We start from the raw sequence: 18,799 nt of genomic DNA, 5'->3' as shown, positions 1-18,799 counted from the left end.
AAGTAACTTCCACACAGTTCGCCCATGGCCACTCAGCCATGGACATCCGCCCACGACTCGCAACGAGTCATAACGAGGGGGAAGGGTCCTTCGTGTCACAAACCACCCCACAGCAGAACAGCGCCCAAGGCGCGCTCTCCAGTCTGCGCCTCCCAGAACTCCAGTCCATTGCGTCACAACTGGGAGTGCGGGGCATCTCTAAGATGCGCAAATCTGACCTGATCGGTGCCATCGAGCAAGCGCAAGGGAGCGCAGGCCGCACAGCCGCATCGTCCACACCACGCTCGCGTAGCGCAGCAGAAACCACTACCGCACAGTCACCTAGCGCATCTGCTCCAGCTGACAAGCCAACCAAGACGGACAGCGACAAACCAGCCCGAGCCTCCCGAACGCGCGCCCCTCGCAACCAGCAAGACCACCGCGATACCGCGCAGGCACCCACCGAAGCACATGGCGAACAACAGGCCACCACAAAAAACGCCACACCAGAAAGCGGGCAATCCCAGTCCGCTGTTATTGGAGACTTCGAAATCAAACTTCCAGAGCCAGGGGACTCAGACCGTCGACGCGACCGCAATCAAGGGCGTGACCAGCGTTCAGACAACCAAGACAACGAGTCGCGCGGACGAAACCGTCAACGACAGCGCGACAACAGCGACGACCGCCAAGAACGGAAAAACTCGCAACAAGGCTCGTCGAACAACCAGTCAAACAACCAGTCGAACAACGCTCAAAACAACCAAAAAAACTCCAACGAGCAGAACTTCCACGGTGACGATGACCGATCCAACCGCCGCCGCCGTGGCCGCGACCGTCACCGTGATCGTGACCGCAACAACGATCGTAAGCGCGGGCGTCGCAACAATGAGCTGGCCTACGATGATTCAGAGGTCGCAACCGACGAACCGCTGATTCCAGTTGCTGGGATCCTCGACATTCTTGATAACTACGCGTTCGTGCGCACCACTGGGTACCTTCCTGGAACCAACGACGTTTACGTGTCACTAGGTCAGGTCAAAAAGGCGGGACTGCGCCGCGGCGATGCCATCACTGGCGCCATCCGCCAACCCCGTGACCAGGACCAACACGGTGGCAATAACCGCCAAAAGTTCAACGCACTCGTGCGCCTGGACACCGTTAACGGTCTTCCCCCAGAAGAAGCCCGTCAACGCCCAGACTTCAACAAACTGACGCCGCTTTACCCAAGCGAACGCCTCCAGTTGGAAAATGCCGACTCTAACCGCTTAGCGCCACGCATCATTGACATCCTTGCCCCCATTGGTAAGGGGCAACGCGGTCTCATTGTTGCGCCACCGAAAGCCGGCAAAACGATCATCATGCAGCAGATCGCCAACGCGATCTCGATCAACAACCCTGAAGTCCACCTCATGGTTGTTCTTGTTGATGAGCGTCCTGAAGAAGTGACCGACATGGAACGCACCGTCAACGGCGAAGTGATTGCGTCAACGTTTGACCGCCCAGCATCCGATCACACGATCGTTGCGGAACTTGCGATCGAACGCGCCAAGCGCCTCGTGGAGCTCGGCCAGGACGTCGTTGTGCTCCTGGATTCCATCACCCGGTTGGGCCGTGCCTATAACCTTGCGGCTCCCGCCTCAGGCCGAATCTTGTCCGGGGGTGTTGATGCTGCGGCACTGTACCCGCCAAAGAAATTCTTCGGGGCCGCCCGGAACATCGAAGATGGTGGCTCGTTGACGATTCTTGCGTCAGCTCTGGTCGAAACCGGCTCCAAAATGGACGAGGTTATCTTCGAAGAGTTCAAGGGAACAGGAAACATGGAGTTGCGTTTGTCCCGGTCGCTGGCCGACAAGCGGATCTTCCCAGCGATCGATATTTCCGGGTCCGGAACACGCCGCGAAGAACTTCTCGTGCGCGGCGACGAACTGAAAATCATGTACAAGCTTCGCCGGGTTCTGCACGCGTTGGATCAAACCCAAGCGGTGGAACTGCTCATCAAGAAACTCAAAGAGCACCCGCGCAATGTGGAGTTTTTGTTGTCCGTGCAAAAGACAACACCAGATTCGCTTGCCGACCTCCGCGGAAACGACCACGAAGTCTGAGCCTGTCTTTGATCTCACAGAATTCGCCATAGCCCAAGGGTTTAGGGGTGTGGCGAATTCTGGCACAATAGAGTGTTGCCTCGACGCAGACGTGGCGAGGAACTGTGACTGGTTCACAGCATCGACAGTGATGCTGACCCAGGCACGCCAAACCCAAGGAGAAAACAGTGAAAGCTGACATTCACCCCGAGTACGTGGACACCACGGTCAAATGCACCTGTGGCAATGAGTTCCAGACTCGCAGCACCCAAACCTCCGGCGTGATCAACGCTGACGTGTGCTCAGCATGCCACCCGTTCTACACCGGCAAGCAGAAAATCCTCGACACCGGTGGTCGCGTGGCACGCTTCCAGGCTCGCTACGGCAAGAAGGACTAGCACCCTCCAACGCCGGCCGGTTGCCCGCCCGACAACCTCTCCAGGGGCAGTCGGTGCCAGGTACCGGCCGGCGTTGTTGTTAAATCCTCGAACCAGTTGCCCCTGGTGTGATCCCGCGCGCGGCATGTGTGGTGTGTGTCGTGCCTGTTCAAGGAAGTCCCACGCCCATGTCGAATACATTTGCTGCCGTTGAACCCCTCCTGGGCGAATACGCTGACATTGAAGCGCAACTCTCCGACGCCTCAGTGCACTCTGATCAGGCGCGCGCACGGCAACTGGGCCGCCGCTACGCCGAACTGGGGCAAGTCGTTTCCGCCTACCGGGCATGGCGTTCAGCAACGGATGACCTTGACGCCGCACGCGACATGGCAGAAGAGGACCCCTCATTCGCTGAGGAAATCCCCGCCATGGAACACGCCGCAGCCGAAGCAAGCGAACGACTACGCCGGGTCCTCATCCCCCGCGACCCCGATGATTCTCGTGACGTCATCCTCGAGATCAAAGCAGGGGAGGGCGGCGCGGAATCTGCCCTATTCGCTGCGGACTTACTCCGAATGTACTTACGCTACGCTGAACGCCAAGGGTGGCGGACCGAAATCATTGGCGCCACAGAATCCGACCTCGGTGGCTACAAAGACGTGCAAGTCGCCGTGAAGGCGCGAGGCCAAGTGACACCAGAAGAAGGCGTGTGGGCGCATCTGAAATATGAAGGTGGTGTCCACCGGGTGCAGCGCGTCCCAGTTACTGAATCGCAAGGACGTATCCACACGTCGGCTGTTGGTGTCCTCGTTTTCCCCGAAGTGGAAGACGAAGGCGAACTGGAGATTGACCAAAACGATCTTCGTATCGACGTGTACCGGTCCTCAGGGCCCGGCGGTCAGTCGGTGAACACGACAGACTCAGCTGTCCGCATCACCCACATTCCTACGGGGATTGTTGTGTCTATGCAAAACGAAAAATCCCAACTACAAAACCGGGAACAAGCGATGCGCGTGTTACGTGCCCGCCTACTGGCGGCACGACAAGAAGAAGCCGCAGCCGCAGCGCAGGATATGCGTCGTTCCCAAGTACGCACCGTGGACCGATCCGAACGAATCAGAACCTATAACTTCCCGGAAAACCGCATCGCGGATCACCGTACCGGGTTCAAGTCCTACAACCTTGATCAGGTACTTGATGGGGACGTTCAACCCGTCGTGCAGTCAGCCATTGACGCCGATGAAGCGGCGCGCCTCGCCGCAGCGGGGGAGTAGTCATCGTGTCCGGGACCTCGGCACCCTGGACGAGCGCAACCACCCTGGACGACCTACTGACGCAGCTCACTGCACGCTTCACTGCGGCAGGTATTGAACAAGCCTCGGTGGACGCTCTCCTCCTGGTTGAGCATGTAACTGGTCACGACCGAAGTGACATTCTCCGTCACCGTGTCCTGCGAACCCCGGTTGGTGATCTGACTGGGCGTGACAGTTCCACAGCTCTGACGGCTTTGACGCAGCTCGCGCAACGGCGGGAACACCGTGAACCACTACAACACCTCACCGGGATCGCGTACTTTCGTCGCCTCAGCCTAGAGGTTGGAGCCGGGGTGTTTATCCCACGCCCCGAAACTGAGCTTCTTGCCGAGCATGCCATCACCGAAGCCCACCGCATCGCGGCCAACGGAACGCAGCCGGTGGTGGTTGATCTTTGTACCGGGTCCGGGGCGATCGCTTTAGCGATCGCCACTGAAGTGCCCAGCGCACAGGTGTACGCCGTGGAACTTGATCAGGGCGCTTACACCTGGGCAACCCGGAACAATCACCGCTACGCAGACCCCGTACACTTAACTCAAGGTGATGCCCGAACTGCTTTGTCGCACATGGCTGCCCGTGTCGATATCGTTGTTTCTAACCCGCCCTACATACCATCTGATGCGATCCCACGGGATCACGAGGTTGCCCACCACGACCCCGCAGTTGCGTTGTACGGGTTGGGGGATGACGGTTTAGAGGTTCCTCGTGGTGTCACCATGAATGCTGCGTTGTTGCTTCGACCCCAAGGCCTTTACGTTATGGAACATGCTGATTCTCAGGCAGACGCTGCCCGAGCCATGGTTGATGGCACCACGCTTGGTGGCGACGCAGCTTTTACCTTGGCAAAGACTCACGCTGACTTGACCGGACGCCCCCGAATGGTGTCAGCGAGGCGACAACCCCATCCCGACGTGGAAGGATGACCCGTGACAAGCGCTCTGTGGCCTGCCCATCACTCAGGTGAGTGGGGCAACGCACTTGACGAAGCGATCAATCAACTTCACCGTGGCGCAGTGGTCGTGTTACCCACTGACACGGTGTACGGCATCGGTGCTGATGCTTTTAATCCCAGTGCGGTGAACGCCCTGCTGCGGGCCAAGGGACGCGGGCGGCACATGCCGCCCCCGGTGTTGGTTGCTTCTCCTGCGACTATCGATGCGCTGGCTACGCATGTTCCTGAAGGTGCCCGAGCGTTGGCGGAGCGTTTCTGGCCGGGTGGGTTGACGCTCATTTGTCATGCACAGCCGTCGCTGGCGTGGGATCTGGGGGAGACCCAGGGAACGGTTGCGTTGCGCGTCCCTGATCATCCGACAGCGTTGGCGCTGTTACAGCGCACGGGGCCGCTTGCAGTGTCGTCTGCGAACCGGACCGGCGGTGAAGCAGCGTTGACGGCGCAGCAGGCTCGGGACCAACTGGGCGATTCAGTTGCGGTCTATCTTGATGCCGGTGAGGTTCCTGGTGGTGTTGCATCAACAATTGTTGACGCAACGACGGAGAATCTTCGGTTGATCCGTGCTGGTGCGGTGTCTCTGGAAGAGCTGAGAGCCGTGACATTTGTGCTTGATGTGGGTGAGGAGCTGCCCGATTCTCCAGATGTCAGTGCCACCGACCAGGCCATGACTGCAGGCTCGCCGACGAGTGACAGCCAGGAGCTTAGCGACCAGTGAAGGTCTACGTTCTGGTCATCCTTATTTCCGCGATGGTGACCTACCTTTTTACTCCGTTTGCACGCTGGTTAGCGCTCCGCATTGGGGCCGTCACTGCAGTCCGGGCACGTGATGTCCATTCCATCCCCACACCACGTTTGGGTGGGGCGGCAATGCTCGTTGGAGTGGGGGTGTCTTTTGTTTTTGCCTCTCAAATCCCCTTTTTGCAAGGCATTTTCGCGAAAGATGGGGCGCAGTGTTCGCCTGGGCTTTGTGACTCAGCGTGGGCGATTCTCATTGGTGGGGCGTTTGTGACGCTCTTGGGTGTCGCTGATGATGTGTGGGACCTGGACTGGATGGTGAAGTTTGCTGGGCAAACCATTGCTGCGGGTTTTGTTGCCTGGCAGGGTGTGCAACTCGTGTCATTACCAATTGCTGGGCTGACAATCGGTTCACCACGATCGTCATTATTGGTCACAGTTTTTGTGATTGTGCTGGTGATGAACGCCGTCAACTTTGTCGATGGGTTGGATGGCTTGGCTGCGGGGATTGTGGCGATTGGTGGGTCAGGGTTCTTTATCTACACCTACTTGCTCACCCAGCAAACAAGTCCAGGGTCGTACGCGTCAGTCGCTATTACTGTGCTTGCGGCGGTCATTGGGGCATGTCTAGGATTTTTGCCCCACAATTTCCATCCCGCAAAGATCTTCATGGGGGACTCAGGGTCTATGCTCTTGGGGTTCCTCATGGCGTCCGCCTCAATTCTTGTTGCGGGGCAGATTGACCCCTCTCAGGTCACGGTCGGTGAAGCGATCCCTGCGTACGCACCGTTGTTGTTGCCTGCGGCTGTTCTCATCTTGCCACTCGCGGACATGTCGATGGCAGTATTACGGCGACTCGCAGCAGGAAAGTCCCCTTTTGCCCCGGATCGACTGCACATTCACCACCGCCTGCTTGGGTTAGGACACAGTCACATGCATGCCGTCATCGTCATGTACATGTGGAGTGCGGTGTTCGCATTTGGTGGAGTTGCGTTGTTCCTTATTCGTTTCCAAGTGATGGCCATCATTGGTGCTGTTGCGATTGCCGCCATGATCGTGGTGACACTGTGGCCACGCATTGTGAAGAGGCGTCAACGACCACACATTCCTGCTGTGAAAGGATGACTGTATGACTGAGCAAACCCCGAGAGATGACCAGGCCCCTCATCGAGCTGATGTGCCACAGCATGGTGGAGACGAGGCGGGCAGTGATGTGCCTGAGGTGATGCGGGGGCTTCCAGTTGTTCCGCACCACGTCAACAAAGATGTGTTCCGGATGTCGTTGAAGGCACTGATCGTGCTTCTTAGCGCGCTCACTGTGCTCGGTATCCCCTTGGGTTGGGTGATTGCTGGCGGTCCCGGTGTGTGGGGAGCGGTCCTGGGAGTGGTGGTTGCACTCATTTTCTCAGGAACGACTATTTGGTCGATGCTCTACACCGCAGATAAAGATCCGAACATGACCATGGCAGTTGTCCTTGGTGCGTGGCTCGCCAAGATGGTGCTCTTCCTCATAATTCTTGTTGTACTCCGTGAACAGGACTTTTATCATCGAGCTATTTTCGCTGTTGTCGTTCTGATCGGTGTCATTGGTAGTGCAATACTCGACATGTGGGCAGTCTCCAAGGGACGTACGCCCTATGTCACCCCCCAAAACCGTGATTTGTGATAGGAATCACCTACCGAATCTCCTCAGTGTTCTCACCACCTCACCACCACCACAATCGCGATGTAGTGGGGGATGAACTGGGGAATTCCATGACGAAAGGAGCGAACCGCGAGGGGTGCTGGCACTGCCACTCCCTGAACGGGCCGTGATTTTCATCCACGTCATGGGATAAGATTCTTGCGATCCATAACGGACAGGCACACCCCGCATTCGACGTCGCCGTCGTGTGCTTGCCCTGTGCCATGACAACCGGGAGATTACACTGTCCATCCAAGCGACGACTCAGTATCTCGCCGCGTCTGGTGACGAAGGCGGGTTCCACCCACCCACCATCGGGGAGTTCTTTCCGAACGCCATCGTCGAATTCGGTTCCTTTGAGTTCAACCGCATCCACCTGGTGCGCATCATTGCAGCCGTCGTTCTCATCACCCTGTTCACACTGGCCGCACGCCGTGCGACCCTTGTTCCAGGACGCGCTCAGAACATCGCCGAAATGGCATTGGACTTCGTGCGAGTGAACATCGCCGAAGAAATCCTTGGTCACAACGCGCGCAAATATGTTCCCATGCTCACCACGATGTTCTTCGCAATTCTTGTGTTCAACATCACTGGTGTGATCCCACTGCTCAACATTGCAAGCACCTCACTCGTGGCTATGCCCGTGGTCCTTGCACTGTGGACGTTCTTCGTTTACTTCGGAGCAGGAGTGAAGAAATTTGGGATCGGTGGTTACCTGAAGAACTCTTTGTTCCCCCCAGGTATTCCTCCCTTCCTCTACATCCTCATCACGCCTATCGAGATTCTCCAGGTTTTCCTGTTCCGGCCGCTCACCTTGGCTTTGCGTCTTACCGCCAACATGATCGCAGGGCACCTGCTCCTCGTACTCTGCTTTGGCGCAACCCACTTCTTCTTTCTTGAAGCGGCGGGTGCCATGAAGGGACTTGCAGTCGTGTCCTTGACCGCAGGTCTCGCGTTCACACTTTTTGAAATCCTTGTTGCAGCACTTCAGGCCTATGTCTTCACGCTTCTGTCTGCGGTGTACATCAGCATGGCGATTGAAGAGGAACACTAACCACGTACCAACCTGAGGATTGGGCCTACTACAGCACATGACTCAGTGATTGCCCTTGCTCTTCATAGTCTGGGGCTGTCAGTTCGCAGCACAATTACCACGAGTTCAAACACGACACCCGCACCTCGCGGGTGCCTAACGGAAGGAATCCCCCCGTGGACACAACGACAACTCTTGCAGAGATCAACGGTTCCATTTCGGTCATCGGTTACGGTCTGGGTACTCTTGGCCCAGGTATCGGTTTGGGTATCCTCATCGGTAAGACTGTTGAAGGCATGGCTCGCCAGCCTGAAGTTGCCGGCCAGCTTCGTACCACCATGTTCATTGGTGTGGCGTTCGTTGAGCTCCTCGCTCTCCTTGGCTTCGTGGCTGGGTTCCTCTTCCAATGAGCACACTCACCACAACCACAGCCGTTCTCGCGGCAGGGGGTGACGAGGTGTCTGGGATTGATCTCTTCATCCCGCCGCTGTACGACATTGTCGGATCTGCACTTGTTTTGCTGATCATCGGCGCTTACTTCTACAAGGTCATCCTCCCCAAGTTCAACGCCGTTCTCGACGAACGAACAGCGAAGATCGAAGGCGGGATCCACCAAGCCGAACGGGCACAAGAAGAAGCAGACAAGCTCCTTGCTGAGCACCGTCAGCTTCTCACTGAAGCTCGCGCAGAAGCAGGTGCAGTTCGAGAAGCAGCTCGGACAGAGGCAGCCCAGATCAAAGCGGAAGCTCAAGCTCAAGCAAACGCCGACGCGGAACGTATCCTCGAGAACGCCAAACGCCAGATCGACGCTGAACGCCAAGCGGCAGCCGTGTCCCTGCGAAATGACGTAGGTGCGCTGGCCACCGACCTTGCATCCAAAATTGTCGGAGAGGCCCTCGACGACGTCGCACGCCAGTCGCGTGTCGTGGAGCGTTTCCTTGACGATTTGGAAAGTTCGACGGTCACCACCACAGCAAAGGGGAAGTGATGCGAGGGACCAGCCAGGCGTCACTCACAGCAACACGCGAACAGGTGGAACGCCATATCGCGGACGCCGGTGCGGACGCGGTGCTCATCGGGGAGCAGTTATACTCCTTCGTTGACGCGCTTGACGCATCAGGCGCGCTGCGCAGGGCTCTGGCTGATCCGTCACGGCTCCCCGCCGACAAGGCCACTCTTGTGCGTGACCTCCTCGGGGACCAAGCAGACGAGCGGACCGTAGCCATTCTCGTGGCCACCGTCTCGCAACGGTGGTCGGCAGAGAAAGACCTTGTTGAGGCAATCGATATCCTCGCCACCGACGCGATACTTGCTGCGGCTGAATCGCGGGGAACACTAGAAACAGTAGAAGGTGAGATCTTCGCAATCACCCGCTCAATGAGTGGGCAGCGCGAAGTGCGTCGCATCCTGTCGGACGTCACCGTGTCGACACAGCGTCGTATCGGTTTGCTTGACTCGATCTTGGCAGGCCGTGTTGACCCAGTGACACAACGGCTCGCACAACGTGCAGCTGTGTCGCCGCGAGGTGACGTGTTTGTCACTCGGTTAGCGCGCATCGGTGATCGAGCCGCCGAACGTCGCCAGCGCACAATTGCCACAGTCACTGTCAGCGCTCCCCTGAGCGCAGCACACATGGAACGTTTGGAACGTGTGCTGACAACGTCCTACGGCAAACCCATGCACCTGAACATCACCGTCGACCCAGATGTTGTCGGTGGTATCCGCATTCAGGTAGGAGCTGACGTGATCGATTCGACAGTTCTTGCCCGACTCACCCAGGTACAGCGTAGGCTGGCCGGTTAACAAGCCCCGTAAATCTTTGCCGGCCATGCGCCGGTAACCATGGACAGACAGTTGGCCGCCCTGCGGTCACGACAGGAGTAAAGCTAATGGCTGAGCTGACGATCCGGCCGGAGGAAATCCGCGCCGCCCTGGACAGCTTCGTGAAGTCCTACGAGCCTGCACAAGTCGTTACCGAAGAGGTCGGGCGAGTCTCGCTCGCCGGTGACGGTATCGCCCAGGTTGAAGGTCTTCCGGGCGCAATGGCAAACGAGCTGTTGCAGTTCGAAGATGGAACGTTAGGTCTCGCACTGAGCCTCGACGTTCGTGAAATCGGTGTGGTGATCCTTGGTGAGTTCACCGGCATCGAAGAAGGTCAAGAAGTTCGCCGCACAGGCGAAGTCCTCTCCGTCCCAGTAGGGGATGGATACCTGGGACGTGTGGTGGACCCACTAGGTACCCCCATTGACGGACTTGGCGAAGTTGCCACCGTTGGTCGCCGCGCACTGGAGCTTCAGGCACCTGGCGTTATGCAGCGTAAGTCCGTGCACGAGCCACTGCAAACTGGGCTGAAAGCCATCGACTCAATGATTCCTATTGGTCGAGGACAACGCCAGTTGATCATTGGTGACCGTCAGACCGGAAAAACCGCGATCGCGGTGGACACGATCATCAACCAGAAAGCGAACTGGGAAACCGGTGACCCGACCAAGCAAGTGCGCTGCATCTACGTTGCAGTGGGTCAAAAGGGTTCCACGATCGCAGCAGTTCGAGGCGCACTCGAAGACGCCGGCGCACTCGAATACACCACCATCGTTGCAGCTCCAGCATCTGACCCTGCTGGGTTCAAATACTTGGCACCCTACACCGGATCTGCCATTGGTCAGCACTGGATGTATGAGGGTAAACACGTCCTCATCGTGTTCGATGACCTGTCCAAGCAGGCGGAAGCCTACCGTGCTGTGTCGCTACTTCTTCGCCGCCCACCAGGGCGTGAAGCGTACCCCGGTGACGTCTTTTACTTGCACTCTCGCCTTCTTGAGCGTTGTGCCAAGCTGTCAGACGAGCTCGGTGCCGGGTCCATGACGGGACTTCCCATCATTGAGACCAAAGCAAACGACGTGTCGGCATACATCCCGACCAACGTCATTTCGATCACCGACGGTCAGATCTTCCTGCAATCGGACCTCTTCAACGCAAACCAGCGCCCGGCGGTGGACGTCGGTATTTCCGTGTCCCGTGTGGGTGGGTCAGCACAGACGAAGGCCATGAAGAAGGTATCGGGAACACTCAAACTTGAGTTGGCTCAGTACCGTTCTTTGGAAGCTTTTGCGCTCTTTGCATCCGACCTGGACGCTGCATCCAAAGCGCAGTTGACACGTGGTGCGCGGCTCATGGAGCTTCTCAAGCAAGGGCAGTACACGCCGTACCCCTCAGAGGACCAGGTTGTGTCTATCTGGGCGGGAACCCACGGCAAGTTGGACGATGTCCCCGTCGACGATGTCCTCCGTTTCGAATCTGAACTGCTCGAGCACCTGCGTCGCAACACTGATGTGCTCTCCACAATCGCGCAGACAAACGACTTCAACAAGGACACAGAGTCCGCGCTTGGAGACGCGATTGATGCATTCCGCAACCAGTTCATCAAGGGTGATGGTGAAGCACTCGTTGATGCAGAGGCGGAAGAAGAGGCGACAGCAGAGGTAGAGCAGGAAAAGATCGTCCGTTCGAAGAAGGCGTGATCCGTGGCAGGCAACCAGCGTGTCTATAAAGCGCGCATCAAGTCGACCCAGTCGCTGAAGAAGATCTTCCGCGCTATGGAGTTGATCGCAGCGTCGCGTATCGGTAAAGCCCGTGCGCGTGTCGCTGCGACTGTTCCCTACGCTGACGCGATCACCCGCGCAGTGGGAGCCGTGGCGACACACTCAGCGACCGATCACCCCCTCACCTCAGAACGTCATGACACGAACCGGGTTGCGGTCCTTGTCATCACTGCGGACCGTGGGATGGCAGGGGCCTACTCGGCCAGTGCACTGCGAGAAGCAGAAACGCTCATTGAGCGTTTGACCGATGAGGGCAAAGAGGTTGACCTGTACGTCGCTGGGCGGCGTGGGGTGAGCTTCTACCAGTTCCGGGACCGAGAGATGGTCAAGACCTGGACCGGTGCCTCTGACTCGCCCACCGTTGACATCGCCGAGGACATGGCGGACACGTTGTTGTCAGCTTTCCTTGCCGATGCCAACAAAGGTGGTGTGTCAGCGCTCCACGTGGTGTACACGCAGTTTGTCAACATGGTGACCCAGCGTCCCCGTGTGGTGCGGTTACTCCCGTTGGAAGTTGTTGATGCTCCTGATGAATCGGATGAACCTGTCGAGGCATATCCGCTGTATGACTTTGAGCCATCAGCTGAGGAAGTGTTGGATGCGCTTTTGCCGCGGTACGTGCGAAGCAGGATCTTTAGCTTCATCTTGGAAGCTTCTGCATCCGAACTCGCGGCACGTCAAAGTGCGATGCACACGGCAACTGACAACGCCCAGGAACTGATCAAGACCTACACCAGGCTTGCGAACTCGGCACGTCAAGCAGAGATCACCCAGGAAATCAGCGAGATCGTGTCCGGTGCGGACGCACTTGCAGGCTCCTAACGCCCGGGTATGACCATGACCCGGACCCTAAGACAAGGACAACCCACAGACCTGGTTGGACACGAGTCCACCAGAGTGAAGCGAGGCCAGTCATGACTGCCACCACAGTCGAAGCAACGCCCGGCACCAGCTCGGGCCCAGCCGTGGGCCGTATCGCCCGCGTCATTGGTCCTGTCGTGGACATTGAGTTCCCGGCAGAGGCCATTCCCGAGATCTACAACGCACTGACTGTTGAGATCGATTTGTCGGCTCAGGGTGAAGGCGAAAAATCCTTCACAATGACTCTTGAGGTTGCTCAGCACCTCGGTGATTCACTCGTGCGCGCAATTGCACTGAAGCCCACTGATGGACTTGTGCGTGGTGCAGCAGTGACAGACACCGGCGCTCCGATTTCTGTTCCCGTTGGTGATGTCACCAAGGGGCACGTCTTCGATGTCACCGGTGAAGTTCTCAACCTTAAAGAGGGCGAGAAACTTGAGATCACCGAGCGTTGGCCAATTCACCGCAAACCGCCAGCATTCGATCAACTTGAGTCCAAGACTCAAATGTTCGAAACCGGTATCAAATCAATCGACCTTTTGACCCCTTACGTCCAGGGTGGAAAGATTGGTCTGTTTGGTGGTGCTGGTGTGGGCAAGACCGTCCTCATCCAGGAAATGATCTACCGTGTGGCCAACAACCACAACGGTGTGTCTGTGTTTGCTGGGGTGGGTGAGCGTACCCGTGAAGGCAACGACCTCATCGACGAAATGACAGAATCTGGTGTGATCAAGCAGACCGCGCTTGTGTTTGGTCAAATGGATGAACCACCAGGCACGCGTCTTCGTGTCGCGCTGTCAGCGTTGACCATGGCGGAATACTTCCGGGACGTTCAAAAGCAGGATGTGTTGCTCTTCATTGACAACATCTTCCGTTTCACCCAGGCTGGTTCTGAGGTGTCCACCCTTCTTGGGCGTATGCCATCAGCTGTGGGGTACCAACCAAACTTGGCTGACGAGATGGGTATGCTCCAAGAGCGCATCACCTCAACTCGTGGTCACTCCATCACGTCACTGCAGGCCATCTATGTTCCAGCTGATGACTACACTGACCCCGCACCGGCAACGACCTTCGCGCACTTGGACGCCACCACAGAGCTGTCCCGTGAAATCGCATCCCGTGGGTTGTACCCAGCGATCGATCCACTTGCCTCAACCTCGCGCATCCTTGACCCACGTTACGTGGGTAAAGAACACTACGAGGTAGCAACGCAAGTGAAGTCCATCCTTCAGCGCAACAAAGAACTCCAGGACATCATCGCGATCCTTGGTGTTGATGAGTTGTCTGAAGAAGACAAGACCATCGTGTCGCGCGCACGCCGTATTCAACAGTTCTTGTCACAGAACACCTACATGGCCACTCAGTTCACCGGTGTTCCAGGCTCGACTGTTCCCATGTCTGAAACCATTGAAGCGTTCAAAGGCATCGCTGAAGGGAAGTACGACCACATCGCTGAGCAGGCGTTCTTCAACATTGGTGGTCTGGAAGACCTCGAGCGCAACTGGTCTCGTATCCAGAAGGAATACGGCCTGTGACCTGCACGTGCGGTGTTCGTTCCGTCCTAGGTGAGGAGTTCAAGTGGCAGTGTTGACAGTTGACGTTGTCGCAGCTGACCGCAAAGTGTGGTCAGGTGACGCATCGCTCGTAAGCGCACCGGCAGCGGATGGAGAGATCGGTATTCTTGCCGGGCACTCCCCGATCCTGTCGGCGCTCACAGCAGGGACGGTCCGGGTTTCAGCGAACAACGGTGTCACCCACAAGTTCACGGTCAGCGGCGGGTTCTTATCCGTTGACCAAGACGTGGTGACAGTTGTTGTTGATGAGGCAACAGTCGTGTCGGATCACGACGCGAAGTAGAAGTACACGATCAGCCGTGGGTACCATCGGGTGGATCATCATCACGCTTCTTGTCTGCGTGTGTGGTGGTGCGCTCTGGGGGTACCTGCGGCTGCGTCGTTTATCGCGCCAGGTCGGAGTCTTTGATTGCGCGTGGCGGGCACATAGCGGTCCCGCTGTTTCCCGAGCTGGGGGTGGCGAGCACTGGGCGCAGGGGTTAGCGGAGTACCGAACAGAGGAACTGGTGTGGTGGCGACTATACTCACTGTCATTAACCCCCCAGGAACGCTGGTCTCGTCAAGGCTTTGACATCACAGGTCGTGTGCCACTTGATCAAGCTGACTTACCCGGCTTGTATCTTGTTCAATGCCGCCAAGGGGCGGATAGTTTTGAACTGATGATGTCAGCGGAGGCGTATCATGGGTTGTCGTCGTGGACAGAGTCAGGTCCTCCCATGACGCGTGGCTTTGTTGTGTAACCCGTGAACCAGGAGTGTGTGTGCGTTTAGTTGTCGCAGAGTGCCAAGCCCATTACAGCGGGCGGTTGGCCGCACATTTACCGCGAGCGCGTCGTCTCATTGTGGTGAAGGCCGATGGTTCGGTGTTGCTCCATTCTGATGGGGGCTCGTACAAACCTCTCAACTGGATGAGCCCTCCATGTTCGATGGCCGTTCGTGAGCCTGACGATCTCCAAAAGGAACGTGGAGTGACTGAGGTGTGGCGAGTCCAGCACTCAAAAGCAGACGATCGTCTCGATATTGAAATTTTTGATGTTCACCACGATTCTGCACATGAATTAGGTGTGGACCCAGGGTTAGTGAAGGACGGCGTAGAAGCCCATCTGCAACGGATGCTTGCTGAGCAAATTGACCTGGTTGGTCCAGGACATACCCTCATTCGCCGGGAATACCCCACGGCCATTGGGCCGGTCGATATTCTTGCCCGCGATGCACACGGCGCAACAGTCGCCATCGAAATTAAACGCCGCGGTGACATTGATGGGGTCGAACAGTTAACCAGATACGTGGAACTGTTGAACCGCGACCCATTACTCACACCGGTCCGCGGTGTGTTTGCGGCCCAGGAAATCAAACCGCAAGCCAGGGTTCTTGCCATTGATCGCGGTTTCACCTGCCTCACTCTCAACTATGAGGAAATGAAAGGCTACGACGACGTGGATTCTCGGCTTTTCTGATTCTTGAACCATGACCACGGGCGGCCGCACATGTGCGGCCGCCCGTGGTTGTTGACCAGGCACAATCACGGGGAGAACACACTCTCTTTTCGTGATGTTACCTGTCGAGGCCACCCGGTATGGGCGCGCGCACGAATCTGAGGAAGGTGAGAAGTCGTGTGCGGCGTCAAGGGGAAGACGGTGGCCTGTGGGGGTGAGGGCTAGTCGGCGTGGAACGTGATCGTGTTGACCCGTACGTTGCCGGTGACTGTGATGCGTAGCGTGCCATGCGCTGTGGGGGGATTGGTGTCGAGCAGCGGGAGGTTCACTGCGTGCCACGTGTACCTGTCAGTGCAGGTGGGGCGCTCATGTGTGGTGGTCCACTGCAGTGGTGGTGTGTCGTTATCAATGCAGTGCAGGCTCACCGTTCCCAGTTCACCGGGGCCCAGCCCAGACAGGTGAGCGGTCACCGCGGTCACGTTCGTGAACGCGACGTTATGGAAATCGATGCTGCCTTGTGTGAACCCGTGGGCGGGTGCAACACAGTCACCAGACAGGAGGGTGGTGTTTGACAGCCGCACTCGGTGAGGGTCATCAAAGTCGATGGCCCGTAACGTCGTAGCAGCCAAGGTGAGAGGCGCATCGTCACAGTCAAGTGATAGGTGGGTGACAATGCGACGGGTCCGTGAGGTGCCCACCCACACGTCGTAGTCACCGCCGGTGACGAATGCGTGTGTGCGAGTGTCCCAGGTAGCGAATGCTTCTGGGTTGAGAGGCACGGTCACCGTTGTGCTGTCGCCTGGGGTGAGGGTTGCTCGTGTGTATCCGGCGAGGCGTCGGGCTGGTGGGGTGGAGCGCACGTGGGGGGCCCAGGTCTGTCCGGTGTACACCTGGACGAGTTCGTGGGCGGTGCGCTCACCGGTGTTGGTGATTGTCACGGTGGCGTGTGTGGGTGCGCTGGTTGTTGCGCCATCGGTGTTGGTGACGAGGGTCAGGTCACTGTAGGCGATGGTGGTGTAGGTCAGACCGGCACCAAAGTCGAACAGTGGTTCGCAGGGATTATACCAGTAAGTTCCCTGTGAAGCGATGATGTCGTAGTTGAGGATGTGGGGTGGGCAGGTGTCATCGGTGACCCATTCTTGGGCCAGCCTGCCCCAGGGTTCGTGATCTCCAACGAGGATGTCGGTGATGCCGTGCCCGAGTTCTTGACCTGCATGGCTGGACCAGATGATCGCGTCGGCTTCGTCAGCGATTGGCCCGAGCGTGTACGGGTAGGATGACATGATCGCAAGGGTTGTGGGGGTGTGTGCCTGCGTGACGATGCGCCACAACTGTTGCGCTGATGCCGGGAGTTCCAGGGTGGGGCGGTCTTCGGTTTCTCGGCCGTGGAGGTGGGGGTCGTTGCCCACGGCCACGATGACGTGGTTGGCGTTGTGCACGAGGGCGGACACCGCCAGGGCTCCTGATTCCACTGTGTGTCGGGTGAAGCGTTCAGCGGCTGCGGGGTCGGTGGTGTCGGCGACGAGCAGGTGGGAGCCGTGTTGGACGCGCACCCATTTGCCGGAGCCTCGGTGAAGCAGGGAGATTGTGTGGTCTGCGTGTTCGTGGAGTTGGAAGGCTTCTTGGGCGACCCAACCTCCGATGCGGGTGGCGTGTGCGTCGAGGATCCAGTTCGCACCGCCCAGGTAGCGTGTGGTGGCACGTGATCGCAGGGTGATTACTCCCTGGCCCCATTCACCCATTTCCCAACTGGTGGTGTCATTCAGTGTGCGTGCGGTCGCATCGACAGTTCCTTGCTGCGTGGTGGTCACGTATCCGCGTGCGGTGGGGGACCACAGGGCGATGGTGTCCCACCCGCTGTGAGTGGTGACGGTGGTGTCACCGAACCGGTCGCGCAGGCCTTGGGCGAGAGTCACCGTGTAGGGAGGGGTGCCGGAGTACCAGTCAGTGACGGTGTGGTCGGCAAAGGGACCAACCACGGCAAGCGAGGTGGGGCGTAGGGGAAGGGTCTCGTTGTTTTTGAGAATCACGACGTTTTTTGCGGCTGCTTCTCGGGCGAGTGCCTGGTGTTCGGGGGTGTTGATGTCGTTGGCGGTGATATGTCCATAGGGGTTCTCGGTGCGGAACTCGCCGGTCAGCGCTCGGAGGTAGAGGAGGCGGTAGGCAGCTTGGGTGATGTGTTCTTCGGTGATGAGGCCCTGGTCAAGGGCTGCGGTGAGACGGTCAATGGTGGGTTGGTTGTTGCGGTCGTTGTCAGTGAAGGAGTCGATTCCGGCGTGAAGCATTGCGGCGTGGGACTCGATGTGGGTGGGGAGGTAGCGTTCGCCCTCGACAACGTTGGTGGGGGCAGCGGCATCTGACACGACGGCGATGGGGTGGGGGGACCAGGTGCGGAGCGTGTCAAGGAGGTCTTTGGCGAGGTGGTTGGGCCGTTCATTGACAAGGTTGTAGGACGGCATGACTGCGCCGATTGTGCCGGCGGCCAGGGGGCGTCGGAAGGCGGGGTATTCATATTCTTCGAGGACTCGGGGGCGCATGTCGGATGAGGTGACGGCGCGGTCAATTTCGTTGTTGTAGGCCAGGAAGTGTTTCAGGGTGGGGACGGTGGTCCACACGGTGGGGTGCTGCCCGCGCAGGCCTTGGGTGTATGCGATGGCGCAGTCAGCGGTGAGGTGGGGGTCTTCGGAGTATCCTTCTTCGTTGCGTCCCCATAGGGGGTGGCGTAGCGGGTTCACGACTGGCGCCCAGACGTTGAGTGAGACTGTTGGGTTGATGGCGTGGTGTGCGCGTACTTCAGTGGCGACGGCTGTTCCGATGCGAGTGATGAGGTCGGTGTCCCAGGTGGCGGCGAGTCCAATGGGTTGTGGGAAGGTGGTTGCTTCACCGAGCCACGCCACACCGTGGAGGGCTTCTGTTCCGGTGGTGAAGGGGGCGAGACCTGCGTGGTCGATGGCAGGTTGTGCTTGGTGGAGCAGAGAGATTTTCTCGGTGATGGTGAGTTGGTCGACAATGGTGGTGGCGTCGTGGTGGGCACGGTCATGAGCGGTCTGTGGCGACTGTGAAGGGGTCACGATGGGCTCTCGCTTGGGGTGTTGTGTGGTGGTGAATGAACGATGTGGTGTGCGCGGGCGTCGTTGGGCGCGGCACATCCTGCGAGCACTGATGCTACTCGA

Annotated in this window: 18 protein-coding genes; 17 read left to right on the top strand and 1 reads right to left on the bottom strand. The window is 58.1% G+C overall.

Annotated elements, in window-relative coordinates; all coding sequences use genetic code 11:
* Positions 1-38 precede the first annotated feature (38 nt).
* The 17 genes from rho to nucS all read left to right on the top strand — a co-directional run bounded on the left by rho (position 39) and on the right by nucS (position 15,647).
* Complete coding sequence (rho, locus tag JDEN_RS09015; RefSeq protein ID WP_015772058.1) at positions 39-2,081, top strand: transcription termination factor Rho; 2,043 nt, start codon at positions 39-41, stop codon at positions 2,079-2,081.
* Between the two features lie 167 nt (positions 2,082-2,248).
* Entirely contained in the window at positions 2,249-2,458 is a 210-nt protein-coding gene (gene rpmE, locus JDEN_RS09010; RefSeq protein ID WP_015772057.1) for a 50S ribosomal protein L31, read from the top strand.
* A gap of 167 nt (positions 2,459-2,625) precedes the next feature.
* Complete coding sequence (gene prfA, locus JDEN_RS09005) at positions 2,626-3,711, top strand: peptide chain release factor 1 (protein ID WP_015772056.1); 1,086 nt, start codon at positions 2,626-2,628, stop codon at positions 3,709-3,711.
* Between the two features lie 5 nt (positions 3,712-3,716).
* Entirely contained in the window at positions 3,717-4,673 is a 957-nt protein-coding gene (gene prmC, locus JDEN_RS09000) for a peptide chain release factor N(5)-glutamine methyltransferase (RefSeq protein WP_015772055.1), read from the top strand.
* Between the two features lie 3 nt (positions 4,674-4,676).
* Positions 4,677-5,417: an L-threonylcarbamoyladenylate synthase gene (locus tag JDEN_RS08995; RefSeq protein ID WP_015772054.1), complete on the top strand. Its 741-nt coding sequence runs from the start codon at positions 4,677-4,679 to the stop codon at positions 5,415-5,417.
* Positions 5,414-6,562 (top strand): MraY family glycosyltransferase, encoded by a 1,149-nt coding sequence (locus tag JDEN_RS08990; RefSeq protein WP_015772053.1) that lies wholly within the window; start codon positions 5,414-5,416, stop codon positions 6,560-6,562. Before JDEN_RS08995 ends, JDEN_RS08990 begins: the two co-directional genes overlap by 4 nt.
* 4 nt (positions 6,563-6,566) lie before the next feature.
* The gene (locus tag JDEN_RS08985) at positions 6,567-7,103 is read left to right on the top strand and encodes a hypothetical protein (RefSeq protein ID WP_015772052.1); all 537 of its coding nucleotides are present in this window, start codon (positions 6,567-6,569) and stop codon (positions 7,101-7,103) included.
* Positions 7,104-7,329: 226 nt separating this feature from the next.
* A complete protein-coding gene (atpB, locus tag JDEN_RS08980; protein ID WP_015772051.1) occupies positions 7,330-8,175 on the top strand; it encodes a F0F1 ATP synthase subunit A in 846 nt (281 codons plus the stop codon).
* Positions 8,176-8,330: 155 nt separating this feature from the next.
* A complete protein-coding gene (gene atpE, locus JDEN_RS08975; RefSeq protein WP_015772050.1) occupies positions 8,331-8,564 on the top strand; it encodes an ATP synthase F0 subunit C in 234 nt (77 codons plus the stop codon).
* Positions 8,561-9,142, top strand: a complete 582-nt coding sequence (locus JDEN_RS08970; protein ID WP_015772049.1) for a F0F1 ATP synthase subunit B — start codon at positions 8,561-8,563, stop codon at positions 9,140-9,142. The genes atpE and JDEN_RS08970 overlap by 4 nt, the downstream gene beginning before the upstream one ends.
* Entirely contained in the window at positions 9,142-9,957 is an 816-nt protein-coding gene (locus JDEN_RS08965) for a F0F1 ATP synthase subunit delta (protein ID WP_015772048.1), read from the top strand. The genes JDEN_RS08970 and JDEN_RS08965 overlap by 1 nt, the downstream gene beginning before the upstream one ends.
* An 86-nt stretch (positions 9,958-10,043) precedes the next feature.
* Positions 10,044-11,675 carry a F0F1 ATP synthase subunit alpha gene (gene atpA / locus JDEN_RS08960; RefSeq protein WP_015772047.1) on the top strand — a complete coding sequence of 544 codons (1,632 nt, stop codon included), beginning with the start codon at positions 10,044-10,046 and terminating at the stop codon, positions 11,673-11,675.
* Between the two features lie 3 nt (positions 11,676-11,678).
* Positions 11,679-12,578, top strand: coding sequence for a F0F1 ATP synthase subunit gamma (locus JDEN_RS08955; protein WP_015772046.1), 900 nt, complete (start codon positions 11,679-11,681; stop codon positions 12,576-12,578).
* A 92-nt stretch (positions 12,579-12,670) separates the two neighbouring features.
* A complete protein-coding gene (atpD, locus tag JDEN_RS08950; RefSeq protein ID WP_015772045.1) occupies positions 12,671-14,152 on the top strand; it encodes a F0F1 ATP synthase subunit beta in 1,482 nt (493 codons plus the stop codon).
* Between the two features lie 43 nt (positions 14,153-14,195).
* On the top strand, positions 14,196-14,474 hold the full coding sequence (locus JDEN_RS08945) for a F0F1 ATP synthase subunit epsilon (RefSeq protein ID WP_015772044.1): 279 nt from the start codon (positions 14,196-14,198) through the stop codon (positions 14,472-14,474).
* A 16-nt stretch (positions 14,475-14,490) separates the two neighbouring features.
* Entirely contained in the window at positions 14,491-14,931 is a 441-nt protein-coding gene (locus JDEN_RS08940) for a DUF2550 domain-containing protein (protein WP_015772043.1), read from the top strand.
* Between the two features lie 20 nt (positions 14,932-14,951).
* Positions 14,952-15,647, top strand: coding sequence for an endonuclease NucS (nucS, locus tag JDEN_RS08935; protein WP_015772042.1), 696 nt, complete (start codon positions 14,952-14,954; stop codon positions 15,645-15,647).
* A gap of 200 nt (positions 15,648-15,847) precedes the next feature.
* Here nucS and JDEN_RS08930 read toward each other — a convergent pair whose 3' ends face one another.
* Positions 15,848-18,697, bottom strand: coding sequence for a beta-glucosidase family protein (locus JDEN_RS08930; protein WP_015772041.1), 2,850 nt, complete (start codon positions 18,695-18,697; stop codon positions 15,848-15,850).
* Between the last annotated feature and the right edge of the window lie 102 nt (positions 18,698-18,799).

Source organism: Jonesia denitrificans DSM 20603, from assembly GCF_000024065.1.
Classification (GTDB): Bacteria; Actinomycetota; Actinomycetes; order Actinomycetales; family Cellulomonadaceae; genus Jonesia; species Jonesia denitrificans.
This window is presented reverse-complemented; position numbering and strand designations above follow the sequence as displayed.

Excerpts from the sequence above, each read along its gene's own strand:
- prfA (WP_015772056.1), top strand. The coding sequence starts at position 2,626 with ATGTCGAATACATTTGCTGCCGTTGAACCCCTCCTGGGCGAATACGCT.
- atpD (WP_015772045.1), top strand. The coding sequence starts at position 12,671 with ATGACTGCCACCACAGTCGAAGCAACGCCCGGCACCAGCTCGGGCCCA.
- rho (WP_015772058.1), top strand. The coding sequence starts at position 39 with ATGGACATCCGCCCACGACTCGCAACGAGTCATAACGAGGGGGAAGGG.
- JDEN_RS08970 (WP_015772049.1), top strand. The coding sequence starts at position 8,561 with ATGAGCACACTCACCACAACCACAGCCGTTCTCGCGGCAGGGGGTGAC.
- atpA (WP_015772047.1), top strand. The coding sequence starts at position 10,044 with ATGGCTGAGCTGACGATCCGGCCGGAGGAAATCCGCGCCGCCCTGGAC.
- JDEN_RS08985 (WP_015772052.1), top strand. The coding sequence starts at position 6,567 with ATGACTGAGCAAACCCCGAGAGATGACCAGGCCCCTCATCGAGCTGAT.
- JDEN_RS08965 (WP_015772048.1), top strand. The coding sequence starts at position 9,142 with ATGCGAGGGACCAGCCAGGCGTCACTCACAGCAACACGCGAACAGGTG.